This window comes from Pedobacter sp. ISL-64, assembly GCF_018613605.1.
GTDB lineage: Bacteria > Bacteroidota > Bacteroidia > Sphingobacteriales > Sphingobacteriaceae > Pedobacter.
The window spans coordinates 151,970-173,647 of the sequence record NZ_JAGGPU010000002.1 but is presented as its reverse complement, the minus strand read 5'-3'; the positions used below and the strand labels follow the sequence as shown (position 1 = coordinate 173,647).

Below are 21,678 nucleotides of genomic sequence, written 5' to 3'. Positions count from 1 at the left end.
ATATGTATGTTTTTTTAATGTATGATTGGTTATTTTTCAATATAATCGATGTCCGCTGAAAAGGTTTCCCTTGTCCTGCTCAACGCCCAAAAGGCGGTGACAAGTGTGATTGAGGCCACAATACCTGCTGACTGAACGAGTGAACCATTAAGCAGACCTTTCAGGTATTGAAAGAGAAAAGAGAGTGGTATAACCGCACCTCTGACAAAATTCGGAACGGTGGTGGTCACGGTTGCTCGGATATTTGTTCCGAACTGTTCAGCTGCGATGGTCAGGAAAAGCACCCAGTAACCGGCGGCAAAGCCGAAAAATGTGCAAACGGCATAGAAACCGAATAGACTAAGGTCATGTAAAGTGAGGTATAAGAATATTGCAATTGCGGTTAAAGTCAGGAATACAAAAACTGCTTTTACACGGCTTTTGAGATACTGGCTAAGCAGTCCGCTTGCGATGTCTCCAATTACGGTTCCCCCATAGCAGCAAGCTATGGCCAGCCCGGCATTTACAGCGTCTTGAACACCAAGTGATTTTCCAAATTCAGGCGATAAGGTGATAAGTATTCCGACACCAAACCACAGCGGCAGACCCAATAAGATACATTTCAGGTATTTCAAAAATCGTTTCTTATCACTGAAAAGGGAGATAAACTGACCAAGCTGCTGCCCTGTTGACTTTGCCTGGTGAAACATTCCGGACTCGGCAACCCTGACCCTTAATATCAAGAGGCAAAGCCCAAGAATTCCACCGGTTATAAATGCGGTACGCCAGTCAAAGACCTGGGCCATAAAGTGTGCAGCTACTGCCCCGCTGATTCCGACTCCTGCTATGACGGTTGTTGCATATCCGCGTTTTTCTTTAGGCATTAGCTCCACAACTAAGGTGACGCCGGCACCCAGTTCACCAGCCAAACCAAAGCCGGCAATAAACCGGAAAAAGGCATACTGCTCGACAGTGGTTACAAATCCGTTGGCAATATTGGCGAGCGAATAAATCAAAATCGAAGACATCAGCACCGTCAGTCGTCCTTTTCTATCGCCCAGAATACCCCAAAAAATGCCTCCTATCATCAAGCCGGCCATTTGGATGTTGAGCAGAAAAATACCTGATGTTGTCGCATGCTCACCTGTTAACCCAAGGGATTTGAGGCTTGGCAGACGAACAATACTAAAAAGCAGGAGGTCATAAATATCGACAAAATAGCCCAGCGAAGCTAATATTATGGCTGCTATGGGTAAGGTATTTTCGGGTCTATTTTTAAAGTTGACTTTTGTCATTTATGGAAGATTATGGGTAAATTTAAATTGTTAATGTTGGGACGAAATTAGCACCCCTGGCCATTCAGGAAAATCACCTATGTGGGGGATGCAGTACTCAATGGTAAATTTCTTATTAAAAACCTGCTTGACAGATGACAAATGCAAAGGATCTTTTATGAATTTCAATGATTTAAAACTCTGGAAAGGTGCAAACGGCTAATTGACATTTTGTATGCTGGCTGAATGAAGGAACTCAAGCATTTTCTCAGCGTGACCATTACTATCAAAAATGCACGGTATTTGTAACGCACGATACCATCCTCATCGATAAGAAAAGTCTCACGACCACTAAAAATATGAGAGTTCTTAACTCCAAAGCTTTTTAACACCATATTACTGATGTCGCTAAGCAGGATAAAAGGCAGGCGGTTTTCAGCTGCGAAATGAGCATGACTCGCTATTTCACCAAAATTGATACCGGGGACTATCACCCCTGATTCGATAAATTCTGAAAAGCTATCCCGAAAAGCACAGGCTTGCTTCGTGCAGAACACACTTTCATCTTTGGAATAAAAAAATATTACCATCTTCTTGTCCCGGTAATCTTTACTCTTAAATAACTTCCCATATTGATCCCGCAGCGTAAAATCCTCTATATGGTCACCTATGCTTAGTGTTGTCATGCTATTGAAATTTTTCCCAAAACTACTGCACAAATCAGAAGGAAATATTAACCAGGGTTAATATCGTACGGGGATATCTGAGGAGACAGGTTTAATTTTCATAATGAAGAATTATCGATAATTTTCGCTGCACATGAGCAAAAAAAAGATTTAAAAAGGAACTTGAGCACATCAGTAACCTTATTTTGCTAAGTGGGACTTCACCTAAAACGGGGATACTGTCCGCCCTATTTGAGGGATTCTGGATACGATGTTAAATTTGGACTTTTGCGTTATGGTTCGATAGTGAACCTGTTAACTTTTAGTGATGCACGCACAAATTTTCACCTATGTGATTGATCTTCCAAGCCAGGAAGCTTATGTCGCACAATTTACAGATCCCTTTGCAGCCCCGGTTGCGGCAGCTAAAGGCTTATATTCAAAAGTATGGATGGCTGATTTTGATCAAAAGTATGCAAGTTTCTACGTTTGGGAGACCAAAGCGGATATGGAAGCATTTATGACTTCTGAGATTATTGAGCAAGTTGGACAATTGCCATTTTTGAAAAACCTGACAATAACAGATTACCCGGTTGTGGAAGATGCTTCCAGGATTACCCGCGGTATCCGCTAATCGAAATATAACCTGCAATCTATTCGAATTGCAGGTTATATTCTCTGGTGACAATTTATTAGCAGAACTACATTCCAAATGTGCTTTCTATTTTTTTGGCGCGTATGCGCCTTTGTATAGCCACTCTTTCCAGGTCTTTTTAAATTCTGCATGGCTTAAAGGTGGTTTTGTTCTCCCCGGTCCCGGATTCCAGGCGGAGCGCACCAATCCATCATCGGCATGCTCAATTAATTGCTGAAGGTCCTTATGACCATTTTGTTTTTTGTCAATAAGTTGCTTGGCCAGCTCGTATGGAGAACGACCCTGAAATATCATCTTCATATTCGCCGGTGGCAGATGCCAATTAGGGTTCCCAGGGGGCGTGTGAAGTCCTGGAGAATTACTCGGCTGGTGACAATTTGAACATTTCATCGCATAGAGCCCTTTACCTTCCAATCCGCGTTTTGGCGACATGGTGTGGAGGTGGCTGTCATCACCCTGAAGCGGAATATCACCTGCCGGATGACAATTCATGCACCGTGGACTCATCAGCACCCGATAAACCTTTTTAAATGCCGTTACTGACGCAATGCTATCTTTGAGTATTTTCGTTGGAGACCGTTTATTTAAGGGTGGCGTTTCCGTTACATTTAAAGCCAAAGCCATTATGGTGATGGCTAAAAAAATAACACTTAAGGCTATCGTTTTTTTGTAACCAGATTTATGAGCCGAGAATTTCATTTTAAATCCCCCTTTCCACCATTTAGTTTTGCTGCGAGGTGTATGGCTTTCCTGATCCTGGGGTAAGTGCCGCACCTGCAGATGTTTCCTGCCATTGCATCATCAATATCCTGATCGGTCGGGCTAGGGTTTTCGCGAAGTAATACCGCGGCAGACATAATCTGTCCGGAATGACAATAGCCGCACTGCGGCACATTCTCCTCATTCCAGGCGAGTTGCAAAGGGTGATCATTATTTTTGGAAAGACCTTCAATGGTTGTTATCGCCTGGTGGTTCGCCCGATCACATTTAGTGACACACGATCTGACTGCCTCACCATTCAAATGAACTACACAGGCACCGCATTGCGCTACCCCGCAACCGAATTTAGTGCCGGTCAGACCTATTACTTCTCTCAATGCCCAAAGCAGGGGCATCTCCGGGTCAACATCCAGCTGGTAGATTTTTTGGTTTACAGTTAGTGAAATCATGGTCATTAATTTTAGTGTCGGTAAGCTCTTGCAGGAATTTAGATTTACAAATTTCCAGCTTACTGGTTTATAATATTAACTTGAATGGTAGCTTTCGGAATCTTTTCCCGCTTGCTGCAAAAATTGCATTGGCAAGCGCGGGTGCAAACGGCGGCAGCCCCGGCTCCCCCACTCCTTTGACTTTGCCACCGTCAGTAAGGATGTGAACTTCGATTTTGGGTATTTCATTTACCCTAAGCAGTGGACTATCATAAAAATTATGCTCGGCAACCTTTCCGTTAACGAAATTGATTCCACCTTTTGTCACAGCACCCAGGCCCATAATTACTGAGCCTTCCATCTGATTTATAACATTATCCGGATTAACAACCTCCCCTAAGTCTATAACCGCGATTACCCTGTCGATCGTGATGGTCTTGTCCTTGTGGCAGGTAACTTCCACAACCTGCCCACCAAGGCCGGCAAAGAACTCCCATACAGCTACACCTTTCCCACTACCTTTGGGTAATTTTGTATACCACTGGGAAAGTTCCTTCAATTTCAAGAGTACTTTTTTTGCATCCGAGGGCTTTTGAAGAAGTTCAAGGCGAAAATCCATTGGATCTTTTTTAGCTTTGTAAGCGAGCTCATCGATAAAACTTTCCTGGGCAAATGAAACTGTTGAACTGGTCACCGAGCGCCAGGGCGAGACTGGGATATGGAGGTCTGCCCTTACGTAGGAGTTTCGCATATTTGGAATTTCATAAGCCTGCTCTGATATACCTTCCATCATTGCCAGATCGACCTTTGAAGGATCGAAACTATTGTCGCGGGATTGCTGAAGTGAGGGACTGATTACTTTATGTTCGAAAGAAATCAGTTTCCCTTCTGCTGAAAGCCCTCCTTTCAGCTTTGAGAAAGTCATGGGTCGAAAAGGGCCATGCTGGGTACAATCCTCTCTTGACCATATCACTTTTACAGGCTGTTCAACCAGTTTCGCTACATTAACGGCCTCAACGATATAGTCCATTGATAGCCTTCTTCCAAATCCTCCGCCAACAAATAAAGAATGCAGGGTAATATTTTCCGGGGCAAATCCAATTTGCACGTGCATGTCCCCGGCACCTTTTCCGGTAACTGCGCTGGAAACCTGTGTAGAGGTCCAGATTTCAACTTTATCCTTTTTAACCTGTGCGGTGCAATTTAAAGGTTCAAGAGCATGATGGGCAATAATGGGCGTTTCATAGAAGGCTTCCAGATAACCATTTGGAGGCAGATTAACATCATCTACATTACCTACTGATTTCTCCACAATTCCGGCTTGCTTTGCAAGGACCCGAAGGTGAGCTTCATAGTCCAGGGTATTGAACTTATCAAAACCATTGTTATCCCAATGGGTTATTAATTTCTCTTTTGCCTTATTGGCAATCCAGTAACTGGTAGCAATGATGGCGACTCCCGTATAATTGTATACCCCAACGATACGTTCTGCGGTTCCGACTTTCACAACGCCCGGTATTTTCATCACCTCAGTTGCATCGAAGCTTTTTAAGGTTCCACCGATTACCGGGCTCCGGTATACCACCGCATATAACATGCCTGGAACGATCGCATCGATTCCAAATTCCGCACTGCCGTTTGTCTTTAACGGTATATCAGGTCTCTTGGACATTTTTCCAAGAATCTTGAAATATTTGGGATCTTTAAGTTTTGGATTTTCCGGCAAATCAAGCTTAGCGGCTTCTTGGATTAACGCGCCGTAGGAAAGCTTTCGTTCTGTTAGTGCATGGATAATGCTTCCCCTTTGGGCGAAGCACTCAGACTCTAGTACATTCCAGGTCTTGGCTGCCGCTTTAATCAATACTTCCCGTGCTGCTGCGCCAATCTTTCTCATGGGAAGATAAGAATTTCGGATCGACGCGCTTCCCCCTGAGCGCTGGGCATTCCCGAATTGGTACTCACCGTTGGTCTGTTTAATGGTGACCTCGTCCAGCGATACTTCAAGTTCCTCAGCAATTAATGCTGGAAAGGACTGGAAAGTTCCCTGGCCTATTTCAGGTTTGGTATTAAACAAAGTGATCTGCCCGCTGGCTTCTATAAGAATAAAAGGACTGAAATTTACCGAAGCCAAATCAAGTGCTTTATAGAGGTTACCTTCCGAAGTTAAACCCAGCCATAAGGCCAAGCCGGCCGTTGTCGCGCTTGCAATAAAATGCCGCCTAGATATATCTTCCATGATTCGTGATTTTTAGCTAAAAAATACCCTAATCTAATTCAGGAGCTGCAGTTAGCCCCATATCCAAAATTACCAGTAGGTATTCGTTTTTAATTATCAATATCAACTCTATTTTTTATGCCTTTCAAAGATTCGAGGATCACAATCGAAATAAACGAAACGGGGATAACATATTAAAAATAGAAATAAGCCTTTGAATCCCGTAATTCAAAGGCTTATCATGGATGTATAGCTGAATACATTACTTGTTATTGCTCAGCATTCATCAGGGAAATAATATGTTTTCTAAAACCCTCATTTCCCAATTCGCTACGCAATTTATCAAGTTTAATTGCATCATCTCCTGCGAGGTAGCGCAATTGGTCTTTACCATCCGTGGCCGCCTGATAAACAGTTTCCGCAATGAGTTCCGGCTCGCTCCAATCCAGAATTTTTCCACCCAGAAAAACGTTATACATTTTCTCACTCAAGTTTTTATAATCGGGATGTGAAAAGGCTTCCATAACATTTATGAAATTTGATCTGATTAGCCCTGGCGCAACGGTTTTAATGCCAATGTTAAATATTGAAAGTTCATAGGACATACTTTCGCTCCAGCCCTCCAAACCCCATTTTGTAGCATTATAAACCGAACCTACCGGACCTGTAACGATACCGAAGATAGAGGTGGTATTGATGAAAAGGCCATGTTTTTGTTTTTTAAAATATGGAATAAATGCTTTGGTGACGCGAATTGCTCCAAGAAGATTTGTTCCAATCTGGTCTACAATCGCCTCATCGGGATAAGATTCAAGGGCACCGGTAAGTCCATATCCTGCATTATTGAGCACGACATCTATTGTGCCGGACTGCATAACCTGCTCAACCGTTGACAGAATCTGTTCATTATTAGTTACATCCAGGGGCAGAATGGTTACATTCTCCAAATGCTGCAATTCTTTATCATTCTTGGGATTGCGCATCGTGGCAATCACTTTCCATCCATTTGCCTGAAAGGTTCTGGCAACTGCGTTTCCCAAACCTGCTGAGGAACCGGTAATAAATATAGTTTTCATTGTCTCTTAGTATTATTTTACTAAGCAAAAATCGAGGTTATCGGCTGAATTTATGTAGCCAAAAAAGCATATGTTCAAGTCAAAAAAACGCAATTATCTAACTGATTGGTTTTGGTTAGTTAAACAACCGGCGGAATTCTACAGGAGAGTTATTGGTTTTTTGCTTAAAGAACTTATTAAAAGATTGGGGATGTTCGAAACCCAGCTTATAAGCTACTTCAGATACGCTTAAATCCGTTGAGGAGAGTATTGTCTTTGCTTTTTCAATCAAATGGGAATGGATGTGTTGCTGAGCAGTTTGTCCGGTGAGGGATCTGAGCATGTCTGTCAGATAACGGGGGGAAACCATTAGGTGATCTGCAAGGTGCTGGACGGTCGGAACTCCCTTTAATAAAGCAATTTCGTCATTTAAAAATGAAGACAGGAAAGCCTCCATCTGGGAGAGCATATCATGGTTTACGGCCTTGCGCGTAATAAACTGCCGGTTGTAAAACCGATTGCTATAGTTCAAAAGCAACTCAATGTGCGAAATCATCACATCCTGGCTGAAATTATCAATGTTAGTATCCAGTTCGACAATCATGGCATCAAACAAGGAAAATATAATCTTCTTTTCTTTATTGGAAAGATATAATGCCTCCGAAACCGAGTAGGAAAAGAAACCATAATTGTTAATATGATTTGCAAGGGGGTAATTGCGAATAAAATCGGGGTGAAATAAAAGTGTATAGCCACTGTAGTCAGCTTCATCCTGCGTTCTGGATATGATTTGATTGGGTGCGGTAAAGGAGAGTCCGCCCTCCTCAAAGTCATAATACCCCTGACCGTATCTGATCTTGCCGGCGAAATTCTTTTTAAAAGAAATTTTATAGAAATCAAAAACAAAGGACTTGTCCGCATCTTCGGCTTTGATATCAATATCCTTATAATCAACCAGAGCGATTAAAGGGTGATTCGGTTGTGGAAGTCCTAATTCACGAAGTGCTCGGGATATACTGGTTAGGTGGGTGACTTTTGAATTTTTCATAATAAGCTGATATACCGACCGGAAAATATTATTTTCGATTCCATGCTGGAGCTGATTTTACAACCTGCTGAAATATGGGACAATTTACATGATGTGCTCCGGGAAGATAGCCGGTGCTAACCAAAAACTCATTCACGATTTCGCCGCCGGTAAATTTAAAGGTTTTTTTGAAGATTTTCATCCAGTCCTGTAGCGGCTTAGGATGATGACTGTCGAGCCACTTTTCAAAGGACCCATATTCTTTTTTAAGAATTAAAATCGTTTTGGCATTTTCGATGGCGGCATTAATTTTCAACCTGTTGCGAATAATTCCGGGATCTCCCATCAGCCTTGCGCGATCATATTCATCGAAAGCTGCCACTGTTGAGATTTCAAAGTTTTGATAGGCATCCCTGAAACTATCCTGTTTTTTTAAAATAGTTTCCCAGCTCAGACCGGCCTGATTTATTTCCAGAATCAGTCTTGCGAATAATTCATCATCATTGTGTATTGGAAAACCGTATTGGTTATCGTGATAGGCTTTATGCAATTCCTTTTGTGGCCCGGACATGGTATTTAAATAACTACAGTAAGACATGGATTGGCGTGTTTTTGGCGTTCGGGGTCAAAGTTGGCGATTATCCGAATGGTAAAATTCGTCAAATCTGCATGATATGTAGCCAAAACAACGTCCCGATAATTCTGTTCAATTGCTGCCCAAGGACAAAGTTCCCTGGGCAGCATTGTATATTCCATAAATAATCTTACGGGCGGGCTCCCGGCGGCGCAACGATGCTGTCTCCAACCTCTGCCATTATCTGCATAGCCAGGGCCATATCATGCTGACCAGTCGGGCTATCTTCCCCTTCCACAACAGGAAGGCCTACAGCCCGGATTAACTTTGAAAATCCGTTGGTGGAGGCTACCGCAAGCGCCTTACATGGAAGGTCGGTTGATGGATTTGTTAAGCAATGTGGCACGTTTACAGGGATAAAATAGGTATCGCCAGCTTTCAGTTCCTTACTTTCACCAGAAACGTATACGGTTAAATTTCCTTCCACGACATAAATTGTTTCTGAATACTGCGAATGAATGTGAACAGGGGACTGGGTTCCGGGAGGAAATACGCCCTCTACAACATCAAAATTGGTACCTGTACGTTCCAGGTCGCCAATAATTTCCAGTTTAGAATTGAATAACCAAAATGAATTCATAATAATAGATTTATAATTAATAATTGCGGCAAAGTTCTGCGGAATTGTGCGGAATACAACTGAACAAATGTTAAGAAATGAAAAAACTGGAACGCTATCCAATTTTTGCCTATCAGAATACATTGAGATGATCTGAATAAGTTGGTTAATTTTGCGACTCGCAAATCCGGTGATTAAAATGGTTACAAAGATTTATCTCATCAAAATTCATAGTCATGAAAAATAAATCGGCTCTTAACACGTTATTATTTTCTCACGGCTATTTTCAGGTTATTTGCTTTATCGCGGCTTTGTCTCTTTGTAAAATGCCAGTAAGCAATGCACAAACATCCCTTTATAATTTATCCGGAAACGATTATTTATGATTAAAAATAATGACGCAGCACCAATCGAATCGCTTGTCAGCTGCAAAAACTCCCGTGATTCGGAAAATAATAATGGGCTAATTAATTTTTTAAAAACGTATCCGCAACTTAGCGAGACAGACATCGGGCTGATAAGCTCAGAATTTCAGCTCAAGCGGATTAAGGCAGGAGAAGTACTTTCCAGGCCGGGCGAAATCGCTGATAAGCTGTACTTTATCAATGCCGGTATAATGAAGATAACAGTAGAAAAAGAGGAGCTGAGAAATGGCGTATATTATTTTATGACACCAAACCAGTTCATGTCATTTTTGTACAGCTTATATAATGAAACTCCGGCGGTGCATGGTCTGGAGGCGGCAACGGATTGTGAGGTACTGGTGATGGATAAAGTCGGCCTTTTAAAACTTTACCGGCTCATCCCCGATTTCAGGAGTTTACTCGACACCATTGCGCATTTGTCGATGGCTGAGATGATTACCAGAAAGGATACACTGCTTTCATTGGATGCTTCAAATAGTTATAAACTCTTATTAAAAACCCAACCTGAAATTGCATTAAGTGTACCTTTGATCGATATTGCAACTTATTTAGGCATAACCCCCCAATCGCTAAGCCGTATACGCAGGCAGATATAATATTTCCATGCGATGGCCTTTAAAGGGTTACTATTTTCAGGCCAGCTTTCAGCATTTAATACTAAAGGGTTAACTGTTTTTCACGTATTTTACTTTTTGATTTTTTCTTGCCTTTGGATATAATTTTTAAAAATCATATCGGACTTTCAAGAACATTAGACAACATTACAAGTTCGATCCGATAACCCATTAAGGAAAGGGAAGTTGCAAGGTAATATTTCGTAAAGTGAAGACAGGATTTAGAGAGCTATTCTGAGCTAATAAGCCAAGCATATGTGGGTGATTGAAATCACCAATTTTGGTGATAATAACATAATGATATAAAGCAAACCTTTGTATCAATATTATTTATGATCGAACCCCGATAGGAAGATTTCATTGAACACTCTAATAAGAACAATAAATTACGAGAAAATAGCAATTATATGAATCAGTTACATAATAATCCACATTTCAAAATCCCTAAAGAAAAAACAATGCAGCATGTCACTAACCCAGGGAGGTATGCTTTTTTATCGACCATTATGGACATACACCTTTCAACTAAGCAAAGTATTGGCGGCTATTCAATTATTGAGGCTTTTATGCAAAGCGGAACGGAAAGTTTCTCACATCTGCATTGTACTGAAGACGAAACTATTCATTTGCTAGAAGGAGAAGTTCGTGTAAATGTTGGATCCGCTATAATAGTTCTAAGTCCGGGACAAAGCTTATTCATCCCTAGAAATACGCCTCATAACATAGTTAATTCGGAGAATGAAACAGCGAGAATGTTTCTATTTTATTCAGGGGCAAGCTTTGCAGAACTAGTTGGCGTTACCGGGCAGCCGGCAGATAGTTTTGGGACCATTGCGACGCCCATCATATCAGAAACAGATAAAATGCCATATTTAGCAAAAAAAAGCGGATTGATTTATTTGAACGGGCCAGCCCAACTTAGTTAATGTTTGCCCTAATAAATTATTAGCATGTGCATTGTAGCAATCTTAAATCATCGCTATTAAGATATTTGAACAAAGAAATCTGAAACACGATCAAATAAAAAGGGGACACAAAAACCTAATACTATGCGGTCATAACAATATAGGGATTGACTTTAAGACTAGGTTTTAGATTAATTTCACAGGAATTGTTAAAAGTTGTGGGCATCGACATTTAATCTCTCGCCGTAGCAAGTTAGTTTATTATTATTTGTTGCTGCAATGGAAATGCTGCTTGGGCTGAGCTTATTCCAGCATAAGGTTTTCGGATACCATTTTATAGTTCCGTTGGCCGGAGCAGTCTAAGCGGAGGCCTGGGAATAGAGCCTACCCTTGTCATTACCAGACGGCTGAGTATTACAACAGGGGCTACATATGCCAAAAAATCTATGATTCTGATTTCAGCCTATATAACCCTCAGAGCAATTATGTTTTTAAAAATCAGCCAATTAATATTCATGCGAACTGTGACGTGCTAGATATACCTATAAATGTTAATTATAATTTATTGGGAAATGGTAAAAACACAATAGTCATTACAACGGGGCTTTCCAGTTACTTAATGCTCAAAGAAAATATGACTATTCTTATCAAAACCTGTACGCCGGTGGCCCCGAAAGCTATCAGGTAAGCAATCAGAATCAACACTTTCTTGGTGTTGCCAATATTGGTGCCACTTTCCAAAGAAAAATCAGCGGGCGCATAAACATTGGCATCACCCCCTTTGTTAAAATCCCACTAACCAATATTGTTTATGGAAACTCAAAATTATCCTCAACCGGCGTGGCTGTTTCAATAAATATGCCCGATATATTCAATAAAAAATAGAATCAGCAACAAAGTATTCAACCGTTCAATTTTTACAAAACTTAACGGCTGAATAAAGGTCTAACTGTTGTAAAACATATCCAGTTGTTTGAGTCGTTTTTTGACTAACTGGTTTTTCATTGGTTCGTATTTATACACCACACGCCCATTTTGCTTAACAACGACAAAATATGGTTGCTTAAGTTTTTTGGTCATGTGATATATAGCCAGCAATTCAGCTATATCATCATGCCAATTGGAGGTCGCATAAAGCGAAGGGAACGGCGTTTTATTCAAATCCCTATAAACTTCTGATGCGAATTGAACGGGTAATAAATTTCCACTTCTGAAGCGACTCTTTTCGAGTGTGGGAAGATTAAATTGTTTGGCGACTTTTGTATGATGCTGCCAGATGCCCATTGTGGATGGCGTATGCGAGAAGCTGGCATTCATGTCATGTACAGAGGGCGTCAGATCCAAGACCTTATCCACAATGTGGGTGGCTTCATGCAAAAGTACATACTGCAGGGCATTGGTTACACCTGCGTTTACCTCCACGGAAAAGCCTGAATTGCCTGAAGAATCAAAACCAGTATTTTCTTTCCATGTTGCGAAGTCTGAAAGCGACTCTTTGAGGATTCCTGCACGGAAAATTATATCAAATGTTTTCAGGGCTTTAGCCGTGTCAGCATCCGCGGTCAGAGCTGTATTTGGCATGCTGTCCAGAAAAGTGATACTATGTAAATGCTTTTTCAGTATCCTTTGGTGCAACGGCGGCAGAATTGCGAATGCCTGTTCCACTTTCTCCTTATCGGCCGCTGTCAGCTCGTGCACAAAGGGCTTCATACCATCGTCCTTGAACATGGCGACTACTCTCTGCGGAGCAGGCATCACCCGGTCCAAGGGATAGTTAGTTGAAGTCTGGGCTTTAGCATTCAGGCATAGTAGTAGCGCTAATGCGCAAGTTAATAGTATTTTCATAGTGGTGTAAAATATAGTTATCATTAGATTATAGATTAGAAAGTTTTATGCTACTGATAAAACCTGTTTTTTTTTGCAATATCTTTTAGAATCTTGGATATTATGTGATTTTTAATCCGATGGCATATGCTGACTGGCTCACTCATGTGTCGTTTTGACTGTAACCGATCGTCACAGTTTTTTATCTTTTTTGATTTGCTCATCACTCAGCCTAAGAAACCGGGCGGCATTCTTATAGAGGATGTCTTCCTTTTGTTTCTTAGTTAAAAATGAAGCGGATAATATACTTTCAACAGAAACCTGTATAGACTGGGGCCATTGCATTTCATCGGAGCCATACATGATTCTATTTCCAAAGCCAGCTTCAACTATGCGTCGAAGGTATTGATGAAACTCTTTTCTTGGCAATACCCAATTGATTACAGCAATATCAATGTAGACCTGAGGATGGGCATAAAGCAGTCCAACCATTTCATCCAAGAACGGCCATCCGCCGTGCATTACATAAAGTCTAATTTTGGGGTGCCTCACTAACGCATCTTCCAGAAGTAAAGGATTGCTTAAACTCATTCTATACTTCTCTAGACCTTTTATGTAAGGCGCTCCCGGAGGACCTAAGCCAACATGTATTCCAAGGGGAACATCCAGTTCTTCTGCAAGTGCATAGTAGGGATCCAATGACTTATCACTTGGAGAAAAACCCGAATATTGTGGTTCGAACTCAGCCATCACCGAATATTTCCCACTTTTGAACCATTTTCTTAGGGAGTCGACGGGCGCTCCTAAACTACCGTGCGCAGGAATGATTTTCTCAGGGGCTATTTTTTGGTAATCCCGGGTGTATTTGCCATCAGTTACCGCTCTTACAATATCGTATTTATCCAAGTATTTAAAGCTCTCGGCAACATAGGTCTTTCGATCTTTTTGAGATTTAAATCCGGATAGCGGTTCTTCGACCTCAGGCATCCCCCACCAGTCGGAATGGAAATGCATGTCAATTATTGGAAATCCAGAACGATAGTTTTTATGTTGGGGAGTATGCTTACTTTGGGCAAAAGTAAAAGAGAAGATTATACAGAAAAAACAGGCAAACAAATAACGTATATGCATTTTGCAATAAATAATAAAATTTCAACTGCACCAAAAAAAGCCATTAAATATTAGTTAAACAATCACCTAATTTGGCTATACCGGAGGTAATAAAGTGTTTAATATTTTACCCCAAATTGGTTTGTAGATTGATCTGAGCAATTACACCTACGTTTTAAACTCAATTAATTTCCCTTTAGAGACCCGTTCAACAATGGTTTCCCAGATGCGCCTTGTTTGGTAATTTTAGGGTCAGTCGAGTTGCATTCACCATTTCATGCCTCCCCGTATTGTGCTTCAAGTGTCAGGGATTCCGTTAGATTTCGTAATAGAAATTAAATGTGACCTTGAGGCAGTTGGATACTTGTAATTTGCACTTTCATGATTTTTATGCTTTAGCTGATTTACTAACACAAATGTGCACCGCCAAAAACAATTAATTTTACTCATTTCAAAGATGTTATTATGAATATCAAAGATTGTAGTAAATAAAAAAAATGCGACAAATTAATTATCTACACAACGGTTCGAACAAGTACCTCGCCGAAATCATATTGGGAATCCCCAGAAGAAAGAAAAGAAAATAGCTAGTGAGCCTCTGATTTAAAAACGGAGGCTACCCGCATCTAACTACATCTTAACCAATCGGTTACAAGCTATCAAAGAAATCCCGTTAAATATTTGTAACGGCTTTTAATTATTAACAAATTTGGTAGATTCTTTTGAATACATGGCTTCTGGTTTTAATTTTTCCAAAGCCACAAGGTCTAGAGCTTAACTTGATGTATTGATTTTTAGTTTTGCACTCAGGTCGTGGAAATAACTTGGGGACCATATTTCAAGTACCTTTGGATCCTTTATAAATCTAGAGATGTCAGCTTTGACAAAGTCCATTTTAACACTTTCGATCTTTTCGCTCAATAATTTCCTGAACTCTTCTTCGTTGATGGTCTCTTTTTTCCAGTCGCCGCTATCGGTCGCCCTTAGCAGGAAATGATCGAGATTGAGGGGATATCCTTTTTTGATGTACCATTCCATATCATACCAGTCCCGCCCCTTTACATTCGTGCCCCACTTTCGAAAAAGCAATGCATGCATTTTTCCCGCAAAAAGATCGGGAAGCGACAGGCACTTCACGTAAAATGAAAAAGGCTTGACCAATAATTTTTCTTCGGTAGAGAAACCCAATGGCGGTTCTTTATCCACTTCTATCTTGATCTTGATACTGGCCACTTCCTTGAGCCCATTTTGCGGGATAACACCCTCCAACACAAGTTCCTTCCAAATGGTTTCCGACTTTAGAAAGGCTGAGTTGATGTTGCTCTTCGCTGTCTTCTGTTTTTCCGAAATAGATACCTGCATCCCTAGGGCGGCGAACTCATTTATGATAGCATCTTGGTATTTTTCCAGTGAAAAATCCGGATCAACGGCAAGCAGAGAAAAATCCAGATCTTCTGAAAATCGGTCTAGCCCGTAAAATATCCTGAGCGCAGTTCCGCCATAAAATGCCGCCTTTTCAAAAAAACCGGCACGGTTAAGTCCCCCCAGTGTAATCTCCTGCATGATTTCCCTCAATGCATCTTTAGCTTCTTCCCTGTTTGCAGGATGATAATCTTCAAGCCATTCCTTTATCATATTTTTTCGATCATTTTGATTAACATTTCCAGGCTTTCCCTTTTGGGTGCATTTTCCAGCCAGCTTAACATCGCATTTAGATCAAACTTAGCTAGATCTTCTTCCTCCATTCTCAGGTTTCCAAAAACATAATCTCTTGCAGAAGACTGGCTTCTTAAGGTTATGCCTGATGTTGTAGCTATTTTATCGCATAGTGCCTTTTCGGAGATTGCCATTATGGCTTGCTGGTCTTTAGACAGGCTCACGGAAGCAAGACCGAATGCGTAATAAGGCAATGGCAGGTTGGTATAGCTATATAGTCCAATGTTGGTTTGAAATTTCCTAGAGGCTTTTGTAGTCATTGAAGTGACCGCAAAAACTTTCTCCGGAATTAGCCCGTAATGGGCGAGCGCACTTTCCATTGAAAGGTAGCTTGGTCCAAGTATATGATTGGCGAGCAGTGCGCTTTCAGGTCGTTCAGCGCCAAGGGACCTACCTGCTATATAAAGTCCTTTTTTGACCGGTTCGATTAGGCCATCTGCTTTTAAAGCTAATATTTTATCGTTCGGCCGTTTATAGTCTTTCAAAAGGCCTGCCAGGAGCTGGTGGGTCAGCGGTTGGTTAGATAGTGCTCTTAATGCTGTTTGAATATCCATTGTAAAATATCAACAAGATAAACGATTTTATTTAGTTTATCTTATTTCAAAAATACATAAAATAGTTAAATATGCAAAATATTAACAAGATAAACGATTTAAAGTCGTTTATCTTATGTTATTTCAACAATATATTAAAGCTAGAAGATTCGATGTTTTTGTACTCGGGAAATTTTAGCCTTCACAATTACATCAATTCGGTTAGACAGACATGATTGTCCAAACTTTTTTGATGTAGAAGAGATTGCATCCACTAAATATAATTTGGAATATTCTCCATGAATATGGCCATTACCTCGACTGGCCGGTAAAACAAGCGGATAGCAGAATAGATAGAGAGAAAACCGCTGGAGGTATGCAGAACAAATGCTGCTAAAATATCCACAGCTTCTAGACAGCATAGCTTATTTTGAATATCATAAAAACTGGTGCTTGAGTACTTATTATGCAGCTGAAAAGGTGCGTAAAGAAGTATAATATATTACGGTTCAAGTTGGTCTTCCTTCAAGATGGTTATACAAATAATGCTGGTATATTTTTCCAAATCCACAGCAAGGATTTTTTTTCAGTTCTATTAAATGGGCATTTTATAGACAAAACGCTCTCACAATAAATTTCATTTGCTCGATCAACTTCCTAATTAATGAAGTTATGAGTTTAGCGGTTCAGCAGAAAAACTTGACCAACTTAACGACTAGAAGATTATGAGTCTTCTAGTCTAACCGCCCTTATATGAGGCAAAACGTGCTTTTCTGACTTACAGAAGCAATTTACGAACTATTTTTGAAACCTCAAAATTTTGCTCCGTTACGTATTTGTTACGGTTTTTTTATATTGAGATTATGTCATACCTTTTTCTTTTTTCCCAAATACCTCACTCACCATAATCGCCATTCCCCTCTTTGCGTAACCTGTAAGCTCGGCAAGGTATTCAGTAGAAGGTTTAAGCATGAGTGGTTTTATTACTCTTACGCGAAAACAAATTGATTAAAAAAGAGCTGATGATTTCTTTTGGTCCGGGCTGGTATGGATACAGGCGAACGAATACTTCATGATATGTTTTGCTTCGGTAAAATGCATTTTGTCCGAGGGGTCAATAACAACAACATATTGTTTTTTACCTTTCAAAACCTCTTCGCTCCGGTATATGCTTATACAACCCGAAGCACCCTATTTGATGCTTTAATGAATTATTAATTTATTCTAGTGTGCGTTTGTCTTTGAAAAGAAATTTAAAACAACCACACCGGAGACGACCAGCAAGATACTTATAACAGTGGATAAGTCATTTTATGCCATTGTTGCTTTGTGTCAAGTTGTTGATAACATTTTACTTCGAAAGCCGTTAAAATAATGTTACTTTATATGAGTAAATATTTTAATCTTTGCAGATTATTTACGATTTTGGCTAAAGCCTAACACTCAATCATATCCTTCATGGCAAGAGCTGATCTATTATTAAAACTGGTTAAAGCCGGGAGCGCTGGAGATAAAAATCTCTTTACCAAGGTCGTAGAGTCTCTGATTGCAGAGGAGCGCAACAAGCAGCATCACATTGTTGCAGACCAGTTAGCCGATATTCTCAAAAATCAGCAGTTTTCAAAGGATCAAAGCTCTAAGGTTGTCCCTAAAACATTACTAGATGAAAAGCTGGAGAGTTTTCTCTTTAGGATTTATCCAAGTAAATCTCTTGATGATATTGTGTTGAAGCGGGAAAATAGAGGGATTATTGATGAAATGGTTCAGGAGCATCATAGAAGCGATTTGCTACGTTCCTATAATTTAGAACCGAGAAACCGTGTTTTATTGGCAGGTGCTCCTGGAAATGGCAAAACTTCATTAGCTGAAGGTATTGCCCAATCCCTTATGGTGCCTTTTTATGTAATCAGGTATGATGGGATAATTGGAAGTTACTTGGGGGAAACTGCGTCAAGGCTTAAAGCTATGTTTGATTTTATCAGGACACAGGAATGTGTTTTGTTTTTTGACGAATTTGATGCCATTGGTAAAGAACGGGGGGATACTCATGAAACGGGAGAGATTAAGCGTGTGGTAAGTTCATTGCTATTACAAATAGATCGTTTACCCAGTTATGTGGTGGTTGTTGCGGCAACTAATCACCCCGAACTATTGGACAGAGCAGTTTGGCGCCGTTTTCAAATCCGCATGGAGCTTGAAAAGCCAGACCGGTTAATGATTGAAAACTGGCTTAAAAAATTTGAATCTCGTGTAAAATATAGCTTAGAGCATTCTCATAAGACTATATCGGGAAAATTGGAGGGGTTAAGTTTCTCTGAAATAGAGGAATTTGTATTGGATATTCAACGGAAGTATATATTGTCGCTTCCAGAAGTTGACGTAAAAAAAATAGTTGATGAATCCCTAAACCAAATATCCAATAAGTACCAATTGCGAAATGGCTAAAAAACCTCTCCTTATCTTTCCACGGGCATCATCCGGTTCCCGTGACACCCTTCAGCCGTTTATTGACAATATCAACTACCCTGGAAAAGAAGCTCAAGTTCAAAAATTTGAAAATCGAATTTCGGAATTAGACCGTATGCTTGAAAATCAAACCGCGTACTTAGGTGCCAACCCTGCTAATTTAGTTGCAGAAATGATTTTGGTATTGGAAGTCGCTGGTGATCTTAAGGATTTTTTTCGAGCAGTTGCCGCTACACCCGGTATGGAATTTTTGGGAGAATTGCAGTCAGAAATAGATCCCGACGAAAATTTCTATACCGTTGACGGTAATGGAGCGCGGACCAATAAGCGCTTTGGGGCGCGGTTATTTCTTACAATGACCAATCAAGCGGCATTGAGAGAACTCCGTACCTATTGGGAAAAATATAAATTAGACAGGGACGAGCAGAATTTTGTACGTAATACAAGTAGGTTTAGAGTGCTATTTGATCGATTAAAAGATTTGCGACCATATAGCATTGCTGATCGCATTTATGATACCGGGCTGCAAGATTACTTAGATGAGATGCGCCTGCTTGAGGTTGATCCGGTGAAATTCGAAATCGAACTGGCTTTTAAGAACAATGCTGCAAAGGATGCACGGGCTTACGAAGAAGTGAACACTCTGCTACAGCAAAATAATGGAAGGATTATTGAAAACTCTCGTGTCATCATATCCGAAATTGCTTACCATGCATTTATTGCCGAGGCTCCTATTGGCAGTTTCGACGATTTGACTGAAAACACAAATATTACCTTTCTAAAATCACAGCAGATTTTGTTTTTTCGTCCGGTAGGTCAAACTATTTTTGATCTTTCTGAAGAGCCTCAATTATTCGACTATAACGGAGAAGCGGCTGAAGGTCAACCCGGATTAAATCCAATTGTAGCATTACTTGACGGGCTGCCACTTGAAAACCATGCTTTGTTAGTTGGAAAGATAAACGTTGACGATCCCGATGATTTTGCAAGGAATTATTTAGCGCAGAACCGGGTTCATGGAACGGCAATGGCATCGCTTATAATAAATGGTGATTTGAGCGACGAGTCAGCTCCTTTAAATAGGCCAATTTATGTAAGGCCAATTTTGAAACCTATAGCAAATAACCAGTCCGGCGGTGAATTTCTACCGGATGATAAATTGCCTATTGACCTTATCCATCGGGCAGTAAGGCGGATGTTTGAGGGGGAAGAAGGAAACCCGCCGACGGCACCGCAAATTAAACTGATTAATTTTTCTATTGGCGACCCTTTTCGACCTTTTCATCAAAATATCAGTACTTGGGCAAAATTAATTGACTGGTTGTCTTATAGGTACAATGTATTATTTATAATTAGTGCAGGGAATAAGGTTGATGACATTGTATTAGATATTCCTGAGGCCGATTTTGATCAGACAAGCGCTGCGGATGTGCAAACTGCTACGCTAAGAAAAATGATTCAAGGCAACTTTGATCGTAAAATTTTAACACCTGCAGAGTCGATTAACTCGATTACTGTAGGCTCCTCACATGATGATAGTCATGGTCCCTTTAATTTTCCGCAACGAAAGAACCTTATCGGAAGTCCTTTTTTATTAAGCCCGATTAGCAGAATTGGATTTGGATACAATAATTCTATTAAACCTGATATTTTAATGGCGGGGGGCAGGCATTTGTTTAGAAAACATATCCGCCAGGCAGATCCTGAAAAAACACATTTGAGAATTGAAACAGGAGAATCTATTGTACACCCCCCTGGGAATTTAGCGGCCATGCCTGGTTCTGCCGGTGATACGCAGAAAGTGGGCTATTTAACCGGCACCAGTAACGCAGCAGCATTAACTTCTAATCTTGGCGCGAAACTTTACGAAATGTTGCTCGAACTGAATACTGAATTACCTAATGATCAAAAAATACCTGATGGATATTTTACTGTAATTCTTAAGGCACTACTTGTACATGGATCAAGTTGGGGAGAAGCACAAGAAATAATCACACAGATCATTCGCACATTGCCAGGTATTTCGCCGCAAACTGTTAAAAGAAATATCTATCCATATTTAGGTTATGGTACAGTCGATAGTGAAAAGATATTGTATTGCACCGATCACCGTGTTACATTAATTGGTTTTGGTGAATTAACTACCCGTACTGGTCAGGATGCGCACACCTATTCTTTTCCATTGCCCCCATCGTTGGGTACTGTGAATATAGACAAAAGGTTAGCTATATCATTGGCATGGATAAGCCCGTTGAATTTTAAAACCGCTCAATACAGAAAAGCTCATTTGTTTTTTGATAACCTTGAAAATAATGGGCATTTGGCACTTTCAAGAAATAGCCATGATTTCAAGTTAGGGCGTAAGGGAACTGTTCAACATGATGTGCTTACTGGAGAGTACGCAGATGTTTTTCAAGATGGTGATACGATTAATATAAAAGTAAGTTGCAGAGAAGATGCTTCTGGCTTATCAACCCAAGAATCCATCAAATACGCCTTGGCAGTTACACTCGAAATTAGGGAAAACGTACATACCATGATTTATGAGGAAATACAATTAAGGCTTCAACAACGTATTCGTGAAAGAATATAAATAGGCTATTGATGATATTTCACGAAGATGATATAAATTTTGAGCGGCTTGATTGGAAACAGTTCGAAGAAATGTGCTATGACTTATTGGTGAAATTCCAATTCCACTCAATGGCCTGGCGACAAGGAGGTTCTGATAATGGAAGGGATATTGAAGGAAGACGTTACATAACGGATTCAATTGTTAGTTTAAAAGTACGGCCTGTGACCAATATGGGGCTTAATACACACCATAACAAATCAAAATAACTTGAGCACAATAATATCTGCTAAATAATAATA

At 40.4% G+C, this 21,678-nt stretch carries 19 protein-coding genes; 6 read left to right on the top strand and 13 right to left on the bottom strand.

Annotated features, from left to right (window positions below; genetic code table 11):
* Positions 1–29 precede the first annotated feature (29 nt).
* Positions 30–1,274 (bottom strand): MFS transporter, encoded by a 1,245-nt coding sequence (locus J7E57_RS03350; RefSeq protein WP_215125190.1) that lies wholly within the window; start codon positions 1,272–1,274, stop codon positions 30–32.
* A 164-nt stretch (positions 1,275–1,438) separates the two neighbouring features.
* Positions 1,439–1,939, bottom strand: coding sequence for a peroxiredoxin (locus tag J7E57_RS03345; RefSeq protein ID WP_215125189.1), 501 nt, complete (start codon positions 1,937–1,939; stop codon positions 1,439–1,441).
* 307 nt (positions 1,940–2,246) lie between these two features.
* Here J7E57_RS03345 and J7E57_RS03340 point away from each other — a divergent pair, with 307 nt between their 5' ends.
* Positions 2,247–2,552: a YdhR family protein gene (locus J7E57_RS03340; RefSeq protein ID WP_215125188.1), complete on the top strand. Its 306-nt coding sequence runs from the start codon at positions 2,247–2,249 to the stop codon at positions 2,550–2,552.
* 87 nt (positions 2,553–2,639) lie between these two features.
* Here J7E57_RS03340 and J7E57_RS03335 read toward each other — a convergent pair whose 3' ends face one another.
* From J7E57_RS03335 to J7E57_RS03305, 7 genes are all read right to left on the bottom strand, one after another.
* Positions 2,640–3,272: a hypothetical protein gene (locus tag J7E57_RS03335; protein WP_215125187.1), complete on the bottom strand. Its 633-nt coding sequence runs from the start codon at positions 3,270–3,272 to the stop codon at positions 2,640–2,642.
* A complete protein-coding gene (locus J7E57_RS03330; protein ID WP_215125186.1) occupies positions 3,269–3,742 on the bottom strand; it encodes a (2Fe-2S)-binding protein in 474 nt (157 codons plus the stop codon). Before J7E57_RS03330 ends, J7E57_RS03335 begins: the two co-directional genes overlap by 4 nt.
* Positions 3,743–3,809: 67 nt before the next feature.
* The gene (locus J7E57_RS03325; RefSeq protein ID WP_215125185.1) at positions 3,810–5,957 is read right to left on the bottom strand and encodes a xanthine dehydrogenase family protein molybdopterin-binding subunit; all 2,148 of its coding nucleotides are present in this window, start codon (positions 5,955–5,957) and stop codon (positions 3,810–3,812) included.
* A gap of 248 nt (positions 5,958–6,205) precedes the next feature.
* On the bottom strand, positions 6,206–7,012 hold the full coding sequence (locus J7E57_RS03320; RefSeq protein WP_215125184.1) for an SDR family oxidoreductase: 807 nt from the start codon (positions 7,010–7,012) through the stop codon (positions 6,206–6,208).
* Between the two features lie 115 nt (positions 7,013–7,127).
* The gene (locus J7E57_RS03315) at positions 7,128–8,039 is read right to left on the bottom strand and encodes a helix-turn-helix domain-containing protein (RefSeq protein WP_215125183.1); all 912 of its coding nucleotides are present in this window, start codon (positions 8,037–8,039) and stop codon (positions 7,128–7,130) included.
* Between the two features lie 28 nt (positions 8,040–8,067).
* A complete protein-coding gene (locus J7E57_RS03310; protein ID WP_251029780.1) occupies positions 8,068–8,568 on the bottom strand; it encodes a DNA-3-methyladenine glycosylase I in 501 nt (166 codons plus the stop codon).
* A gap of 214 nt (positions 8,569–8,782) precedes the next feature.
* Complete coding sequence (locus J7E57_RS03305) at positions 8,783–9,232, bottom strand: cupin domain-containing protein (protein ID WP_215125181.1); 450 nt, start codon at positions 9,230–9,232, stop codon at positions 8,783–8,785.
* 361 nt (positions 9,233–9,593) lie between these two features.
* On the opposite strand from J7E57_RS03305, the gene J7E57_RS03300 reads away from it, so the two are divergent.
* Both J7E57_RS03300 and J7E57_RS03295 read left to right on the top strand, forming a co-directional pair.
* Entirely contained in the window at positions 9,594–10,232 is a 639-nt protein-coding gene (locus tag J7E57_RS03300; RefSeq protein WP_215125180.1) for a Crp/Fnr family transcriptional regulator, read from the top strand.
* Between the two features lie 425 nt (positions 10,233–10,657).
* The gene (locus J7E57_RS03295; protein WP_215125179.1) at positions 10,658–11,176 is read left to right on the top strand and encodes a cupin domain-containing protein; all 519 of its coding nucleotides are present in this window, start codon (positions 10,658–10,660) and stop codon (positions 11,174–11,176) included.
* Positions 11,177–12,100: 924 nt separating this feature from the next.
* Here the strand turns inward: J7E57_RS03295 and J7E57_RS03290 are convergent.
* The 4 genes from J7E57_RS03290 to J7E57_RS03275 all read right to left on the bottom strand — a co-directional run bounded on the left by J7E57_RS03290 (position 12,101) and on the right by J7E57_RS03275 (position 16,359).
* On the bottom strand, positions 12,101–13,000 hold the full coding sequence (locus tag J7E57_RS03290) for a hypothetical protein (protein WP_215125178.1): 900 nt from the start codon (positions 12,998–13,000) through the stop codon (positions 12,101–12,103).
* Between the two features lie 171 nt (positions 13,001–13,171).
* Positions 13,172–14,110 (bottom strand): amidohydrolase family protein, encoded by a 939-nt coding sequence (locus J7E57_RS03285; protein WP_215125177.1) that lies wholly within the window; start codon positions 14,108–14,110, stop codon positions 13,172–13,174.
* A gap of 753 nt (positions 14,111–14,863) precedes the next feature.
* Positions 14,864–15,724, bottom strand: coding sequence for a nucleotidyl transferase AbiEii/AbiGii toxin family protein (locus tag J7E57_RS03280; protein ID WP_215125176.1), 861 nt, complete (start codon positions 15,722–15,724; stop codon positions 14,864–14,866).
* A complete protein-coding gene (locus tag J7E57_RS03275; protein ID WP_215125175.1) occupies positions 15,721–16,359 on the bottom strand; it encodes a hypothetical protein in 639 nt (212 codons plus the stop codon). Before J7E57_RS03275 ends, J7E57_RS03280 begins: the two co-directional genes overlap by 4 nt.
* 1,437 nt (positions 16,360–17,796) lie before the next feature.
* Here J7E57_RS03275 and J7E57_RS03270 point away from each other — a divergent pair.
* The 3 genes from J7E57_RS03270 to J7E57_RS03260 are packed head-to-tail and all read left to right on the top strand — an operon-like array spanning position 17,797 to position 21,645.
* Positions 17,797–18,783, top strand: coding sequence for an AAA family ATPase (locus tag J7E57_RS03270; protein WP_215125174.1), 987 nt, complete (start codon positions 17,797–17,799; stop codon positions 18,781–18,783).
* Positions 18,776–21,397 (top strand): S8 family peptidase, encoded by a 2,622-nt coding sequence (locus tag J7E57_RS03265; RefSeq protein WP_215125173.1) that lies wholly within the window; start codon positions 18,776–18,778, stop codon positions 21,395–21,397. Before J7E57_RS03270 ends, J7E57_RS03265 begins: the two co-directional genes overlap by 8 nt.
* A gap of 11 nt (positions 21,398–21,408) precedes the next feature.
* The gene (locus tag J7E57_RS03260; protein ID WP_215125172.1) at positions 21,409–21,645 is read left to right on the top strand and encodes a hypothetical protein; all 237 of its coding nucleotides are present in this window, start codon (positions 21,409–21,411) and stop codon (positions 21,643–21,645) included.
* Positions 21,646–21,678: the final 33 nt, after the last annotated feature.